The 6,732-nt window shown below is 71.0% G+C and carries 6 protein-coding genes; all 6 read left to right on the top strand.

Features of this window, described 5'->3' with window-relative positions:
- Positions 1-170: 170 nt before the first annotated feature.
- Positions 171-2,036, top strand: coding sequence for a DNA primase (gene dnaG, locus KBX50_RS32410; RefSeq protein ID WP_210941650.1), 1,866 nt, complete (start codon positions 171-173; stop codon positions 2,034-2,036).
- A gap of 2 nt (positions 2,037-2,038) precedes the next feature.
- Positions 2,039-2,575 (top strand): hypothetical protein, encoded by a 537-nt coding sequence (locus KBX50_RS32405; protein ID WP_210941649.1) that lies wholly within the window; start codon positions 2,039-2,041, stop codon positions 2,573-2,575.
- A 135-nt stretch (positions 2,576-2,710) separates the two neighbouring features.
- Positions 2,711-3,643, top strand: coding sequence for an ABC transporter ATP-binding protein (locus tag KBX50_RS32400; protein ID WP_210941648.1), 933 nt, complete (start codon positions 2,711-2,713; stop codon positions 3,641-3,643).
- A 26-nt stretch (positions 3,644-3,669) separates the two neighbouring features.
- Positions 3,670-4,467, top strand: coding sequence for an ABC transporter permease (locus KBX50_RS32395; RefSeq protein ID WP_210941651.1), 798 nt, complete (start codon positions 3,670-3,672; stop codon positions 4,465-4,467).
- Between the two features lie 8 nt (positions 4,468-4,475).
- Positions 4,476-5,285, top strand: a complete 810-nt coding sequence (locus KBX50_RS32390) for an ABC transporter permease (protein ID WP_210941647.1) — start codon at positions 4,476-4,478, stop codon at positions 5,283-5,285.
- A gap of 292 nt (positions 5,286-5,577) precedes the next feature.
- On the top strand, positions 5,578-6,537 hold the full coding sequence (locus tag KBX50_RS32385) for a hypothetical protein (RefSeq protein ID WP_210941646.1): 960 nt from the start codon (positions 5,578-5,580) through the stop codon (positions 6,535-6,537).
- Positions 6,538-6,732 lie beyond the last annotated feature (195 nt).

The following is a 6,732-nucleotide window of genomic DNA, read 5'->3' as shown; positions in this document are numbered from 1 at the left end:
CCACCACCGGCGACCGGCGTCGAGCCGCAGACCGGGCAGGCGGCGTCGGTGTTCGCGCCCCGCGTCGATGGTGTCGGGAAGGGCGCATCCAGTGTCGGAGACGTCACCAAGGGGCCCTTCCGCGCGCCGCGGTCGGGCAGGGCAGGATGTAGGTCGAGGAGGTGGCGGGTATGGCGGGGCGGATCCGGGACGAGGACATCGCGCTGGTCCGCGAGCGTACGTCCATCGCCGAGATCATCTCCGACACCGTGACGCTCAAGTCGGCCGGTGGCGGCAACCTCAAGGGGCTCTGCCCCTTCCACGACGAGAAGAGCCCGTCGTTCAACGTCTCGCCCGCCCGCAACGTCTGGTACTGCTTCGGCTGCGGTGCCGGCGGCGACGCGATCAAGTTCCTGATGGACGCCGAGCACCTCAGCTTCGTGGAGGCGGTGGAGCGGCTCGCCGCCCGCGCCGGTCTGCAACTGCGCTACCTGGAGGACGACCGGTCCGCGCCCCGACCGAACCGTCCGCAGCAGGGCCAGAAACAGCGGCTGGTGGCCGCGCACGCCGCCGCCGTCGAGTTCTACACCGCGCAGTTGGTCACGGCCGGCGCGCGTCCCGCCCGTGAGTTCCTGGCCGAGCGCGGCTTCGACCGGGCCGCCGCGCAGCGGTACGGCTGCGGGTTCGCCCCGGACGGCTGGGACCTGCTCACCAAGCACCTGCGTCAGCGTGGCTTCAGCCACGACGAACTGGTCACCGCCGGGCTGTCCCGCCCGGCCCGCTCCGGCTCTCTGATCGACCGGTTCCGCCGCCGGCTGCTCTGGCCGATCCGGGACCTGACCGGCGACGTGATCGGCTTCGGCGCGCGCAAACTCTTCGCCGACGACGACGGCCCGAAGTACCTGAACACCCCCGAGACGCCGATCTACAAGAAGTCCCACGTGCTCTACGGCATCGACCAGGCCAAACGGGAGATCGCCAAGCAGGGCCGGGTGGTGGTGGTCGAGGGCTACACCGACGTGATGGCCTGCCACCTGGCCGGCGTACCGACCGCCGTGGCAACCTGCGGCACCGCGTTCGGCGCCGACCACATCGGCGTACTGCGCCGGCTGCTGCTGGACACCGACGCCGTGGCTGGCGAGATCATCTTCACCTTCGACGGGGACGCGGCCGGCCAGAAGGCCGCGCTGCGCGCCTTCGACGACGACCAGCGCTTCGTCGGGCGTACCTTCATCGCGGTCAGCCCCGACAACATGGACCCGTGCGAGCTGCGGCTGGCAAAGGGCGACCTGGCCGTACGCGACCTGGTCGCCCGCCGCGAGCCGCTTGTCGACTTCGCGCTGCGCCACGTGATCAGCCGGTACGACCTGGACACCGTCGACGGTCGGGTCGAGGCGATGCGGCGGGCCGCGCCCCTGGTGGCGAAGCTCAAGGACCGGGAGAAGCGTCCGGAGTACGTCCGCAAGCTCGCCGGTGACCTCGGGATGGAGATCGAACCGGTGCAGCGGGCGGTGCTGACCGCCGCCTCGGGACGACCGGGGGACGAACCGGCCGCGCGTACCGCCCGAACCGAACCGAGTGTGGACAGCCCGCAGTCGATGGTCGAGCGGGAGGCGCTGAAGCTGGCCCTCCAGGAGCCGGTGCTGGCCGGTCCGATGTTCGACGCGGTCGAGGCGACCGACTACCGGCATCCGGTGCACGTGGCCGTCCGGGCGGCGGTCGCCGCGGCCGGCGGAGTCGCGTCGGCAGCCGGCGGCGCGGTGTGGATCGAAGCGGTACGCGACGCCTGCGAGGATCTCGCCGCCCAGGCCCTGGTCGGTGAGCTGGCCGTGGAACCGCTGCGGATCGACGGCGAACCGGACCTGCGCTACGTCTCGATCACCATGGCCCGGTTGCAGTGGGGGTCGGTCACCGCACGCATCCGGGAGCTGAAGTCCCGGATCCAGCGGATCAATCCGGTCAACAACAAGGACGAGTACTTCGCCGCCTTCGGTGAGCTGCTCTCGTTGGAGCAGCACGCCCGTGCCCTGCGCGAGCAGGCGGCGGGAGGGTTGTAGGGATGCCACTGTTCCGCCGCCGGCCGAAGCTGCCACCGGCCGACCGGCCACCGCTGGAGCGCGACGAACGGGTGCTGGCCTGGGCTGCCGCCGGCAACGGGGAGGGCGACGGGGTGGTGGTCGCCACCAACCTCGGGCTCTGGCTGCCCGGCCGGGGCCACCGGATCGGCTGGCACGACGTCGTCAAGGCCGTCTGGTCGGGCCGCGAGCTGACCGTGACCCCGGGCGAGCGGGTCGCCGAGCGGGACGGCTACCTGGTGGTCGCCGAGCTGCCGGCCGAGCGGTACCTGCTGCTCGATCCGGGTGACCTGCCGCATCAGGTACGCACCCGGGTCACCCGCTCCGTCGCGTACACCCAGCACCACGCCCTGCCCGGCGGATCCGGCCGGGTCGTCGGTCGCCGGGTGCCCGGCAGTGACGGTCTGACCTGGATGGTCCACTACGACCCCGGTACCCCCACCGACGCCCCCGACGTCCTCGCCGAAACCGACCGCCTCGTCGCCGCCGCCCGCACCGCCACCACCCCCGCCGACCTCTGACAGTCCCCTGTCCCCGCGATCATGCACTTATGGCACCGGAAATCTGGCGAATGTCCGGATTGTTCGGTGCCACAACTCCATGATCGGCGCGTTAATGCGGTGGGAAGTGTCGGGCCGGGTGTTTAGGGTCCGGGGGTGACCACGGGGCGACCATTGATTCAGGCACGGGGGCTGGTGAAGCGGTTCGGCGACTTCACTGCCGTCGACGGCATCGACGTGGAGGTCAGCGCCGGTGAGGCGTTCGGCTTCCTGGGGCCCAACGGCGCCGGCAAGTCGTCCACCATGCGGATGGTCGGCTGCACCTCGCCGCCCAGCGGCGGGCAGCTGCGCATCCTGGGCATGGATCCGGTGCGGGACGGGCCAGCCATCCGGGCTCGGCTCGGCGTCTGTCCACAGCTCGACAACCTCGACCCGGAGCTGACCGTCCGGGAAAACCTCACGACGTACGCCCGCTACTTCGGCATTCCCCGCCGGGTGGCCCGGGCACGGGCCGCCGAGCTGCTGGATTTCGTGCAGCTCGGCGACCGGGCGGACAGCAAGGTCGAGCCGCTCTCCGGTGGCATGAAGCGCCGGCTCACCATCGCCCGCGCGCTGGTCAACGAGCCGGACATCGTGCTCCTCGACGAGCCGACCACCGGTCTCGACCCGCAGGCCCGGCACCTGGTCTGGGAACGGTTGTTCCGGCTCAAGCAGCAGGGCGTCACGCTGGTGCTCACCACGCACTACATGGACGAGGCCGAGCAGCTCTGTGACCGGTTGGTGGTGATGGACGGCGGCCGGATCGTCGCCGAGGGGTCGCCGCGCGCGCTCATCGAGCAGCATGCCACCCGGGAAGTGGTCGAGCTGCGGTTCGCCGCCGAGTCGCAGGAGGCGTTCGCCGGCAAGCTGGACGCGCTGGGGGAACGCGTCGAGGTACTGCCCGACCGGGTCCTGGTCTACGTGCCCGACGGTGACGCGGCGGTGGCCGAGGTGGCCGCGCTCGGACTGCACCCGACCAACGTGCTGGTCCGACGCAGCAGCCTGGAGGACGTCTTCCTGCACCTCACCGGCCGCACCCTCGTCGATTGAGCCAGGACTTGCTGGAAGGGGCTGCCGTGACGGCACAACTGACCCGGGACCGACCCGCCCTGCCGCGGGTGCCGGCCCTCGCCGTACTCGAATACCACCTGGTGGGTTACCGGCGCACCTGGCGGGCCGGTGCCTTCTCGTCCTTCCTGCTGCCCACGCTCACCGTGCTCGGGTTCGGGGTGGGCGTCGGGGCGTACATCGACCAGGGCGTCGGCGGCGTCACTTACCTGGAGTGGATCGTCGGCGGGCTGCTCGCGTCGACGGCGTTGCAGGTGGCGATCGGCGAGTCGACGTGGCCGGTGTTCGGCAACCTCCAGTGGCAGAAGATCTACTTCGGGCAGCGCTCGTCGCCGCTGCGGGTGGCTGACATCCTCGCCGGCCACCTGGCGTTCGTGCTGTTCCGGGTGCTGACCTCCGTCGTCGCGTTTCTTCTGGTGACCGGGTTGCTGGGGGCGTTGCGCTCGCCGTGGGCGGTGCTGGCGGTGCCGGTGGCGGTGCTGCTCGCGCTGGCCGTCGCCGCACCCACCTTCGCGTACGCGGCATCGGTCGACTCGGACAGTTGGCTCGCCATGCTGTTCCGCTTCGCGGTGATCCCGATGACCCTGTTCGCCGGGGTGTTCTTCCCGGTCGAGTCGCTGCCGCTGGCGCTGCGCTGGCTCGCGTACGTCACGCCGCTCTGGCACGCCGTGGACCTGTGCCGGGCGGCGGTGCTCGGCGTCGCCCCGTACTGGTCGATCGCCGGCCACCTGGGTTACCTGGTCGCCTGGGCGGCCGGGGGATGGCTGCTCGCCCGCCGCGTCTTCGCCCGCCGGCTCGTCGTCTAGGAGAGGTCATGGTCGCTCTGGTGCTGCCCCGGCTGGTCGACGTCTCGGCCGCGTCGCGGCGGTCCGCGTCGGTCACCGAGCGGAACGTCGCCGCCCTGAGGTCCGTCTACTGGCTGCTGCTCGTCTCCGGCTTCGTCGAGCCGCTGCTCTACCTGCTCTCCATCGGCGTCGGGGTGGGTGCGCTGATCGGCGACCTGACGCTGCCCGGTGGCGCGGTCGTCTCGTACGCGGCCTTCGTCGCCCCGGCCATGCTCGCCTCGTCGGCGATGACCGGCGCGCTGGCGGAGACCACCTTCAACTTCTTCGGGAAGATGAAGTACATGAAGCTGTACGACGGGGTGATCGCCACCCCGGTGCAGCCGTTCGAGATCGCCCTCGGCGAACTGGCCTGGGCGATGCTGCGGGGCAGCGCGTACTCGGCCGCGTTCCTCGTGGTGATGGTGGTGATGGACCTGACCACTCCCGCCCGAGCGCTCGCCGCGTTCCCGGCGGCGGTGCTGGTCGGCTTCGCGTTCGGCGCGCTCGGCATGGCCATCTCCACCTTCATGCGCAGCTGGCAGGATTTCGACCTGATGAGCGCGGCGCAGTTCGTGCTGTTCCTGTTCTCCGGCACCTTCGTGCCCGCCGAGGCGTACCCGGCGGTGCTGCGCTGGCTGGTCGAGGTGACCCCGCTCTACCGGGCGGTGCACCTGATCCGCGCGCTGACCGTCGACACCGGCGGCTGGAGCTGGACGCTCGACGTGCTCTACCTGCTCGCGGTGCTGACCGCCGGCCTGCTCATCGCCTCCCGCCGGATGGGCCGCCTGCTCTACAAGTAGCTGACGCTCCTGCCGGCCCTTGGCGGTGCGCCCGTGTGGGGCGGTGCGCGCTGTGGGGCGGGGCGGCCTGTGGGGCGGCGCGGGTAGCGGGAAGTGTGGCACTCCAGGCACCCTCCGGTCGGCGTCCCGCCCACCGCGTGGCGCAGCTTCCTCACGCACCTCCGCGTACACCCGTAACCCCGCCACGCCCCACCGTCCTATCTGGTCAATCTTGGACAGAATCCGTTAGCGCGTAACGGGAAGTGTCCAAGATCTGGTGGTGTTGGGGCCGGTGGGCGGCCACGGTCGGTGGATGGTTCCTGATGACACGGCTGGGGCGCTGGAGTGGCTGGCCTTCGAGCAGGCCGGCGTGCTCACCAGCGCGCAGGCCCGCAGCGTACTGACCGACGGCACCGTACGCGGGTTGGTGCGTTCCCGGCGGTGGCGGGCGATAAGTCGCGGGCTGCTGCTGACCGGCAACGGCCGGATGACCCGGGATCAACAGCTGTGGGTCGCGGTGCTCGCCGCCGGAGCGGGTGCGGTGCTCGGGGGCGCCACGGCAGCCACCGAGGCGGGCGTACGCGGCCTGCGATCCGAGCCCCTGCACGTGCTCGTGCCGGCGTCCCGTCGGGCCGGGCGAACCATCCTGCGCCAGTTGCCGATCGACATGGCCGCAGTGGTGGTGCACCGGACATCGGTCCTGCCCGATGCGCATCTTCAGGTTGGTCGTCCGCCCCGCACGACCACCGCGCGGGCCCTTGTCGACGCCGCCAGCTGGGCACCCTCGCCACGGGTGGCGCAGGAGACGCTCGCCGCCGGCTGCCAGCAGCGGCGGGTGCTGCCGGAGGAACTGGCCGCCGTGCTGGACGTGCTGCCTCGCGCACCCCGACGGCTGTTGATCCGGCAGACCATCGACGACATCGCCGGTGGCGCTCAGGCGTTGAGCGAGATCGACTTCGTCCGGCTCTGCCGTCGGGCCGGTCTGCCCCGGCCCGACCTGCAACAACGGCGGACCGACGCGGCGGGCCGGACGCGCTGGTTGGACGCGTACTGGCGGGAGTGGGGGGTGCACGCGGAGATCGACGGCGCGCACCACATGGACGTACGCCAGTGGACGGCGGACATGCGACGGCAGAACGACGTGTGGACCGCGGGGGAGCGGATCCTCCGGTTCCCCGCCTGGTTGGTCCGGGCACACCCGGAACAGGTCGCCGACACCGTCCGCCGCGCCCTCCTAGCCGCCGGCTGGCAACCCGACGCCACAAACCGCTGAGATCTTGGACAGTTCCCGTTCGCGAGAAACTGTGCTGTCCCGAGACATGTGTCAAGGGGGAGTCCCGATAGATGTGTCATGAGTTGTTGATCATGCTGCTCGGGTGAGGCTGATGTAGTTCCGGTCGGGGGTGAGGTGGAAGTGGCCGAGGGGTTGGCCGTCGTGGTGGTAGACGGTGATCTGGTTTTGGTCGCG

This window comes from Micromonospora sp. C51 (genome assembly GCF_018070435.1).
GTDB classification, from domain to species: domain Bacteria; phylum Actinomycetota; class Actinomycetes; order Mycobacteriales; family Micromonosporaceae; genus Micromonospora; species Micromonospora sediminimaris.
This window is presented reverse-complemented; position numbering and strand designations above follow the sequence as displayed.

What these genes read in the sequence shown, in the direction of transcription:
- KBX50_RS32405 (WP_210941649.1), top strand. Translation starts at nt 2,039, where the DNA reads ATGCCACTGTTCCGCCGCCGGCCGAAGCTGCCACCGGCCGACCGGCCA.
- KBX50_RS32390 (WP_210941647.1), top strand. Translation starts at nt 4,476, where the DNA reads ATGGTCGCTCTGGTGCTGCCCCGGCTGGTCGACGTCTCGGCCGCGTCG.
- dnaG (WP_210941650.1), top strand. Translation starts at nt 171, where the DNA reads ATGGCGGGGCGGATCCGGGACGAGGACATCGCGCTGGTCCGCGAGCGT.
- KBX50_RS32385 (WP_210941646.1), top strand. Translation starts at nt 5,578, where the DNA reads ATGGTTCCTGATGACACGGCTGGGGCGCTGGAGTGGCTGGCCTTCGAG.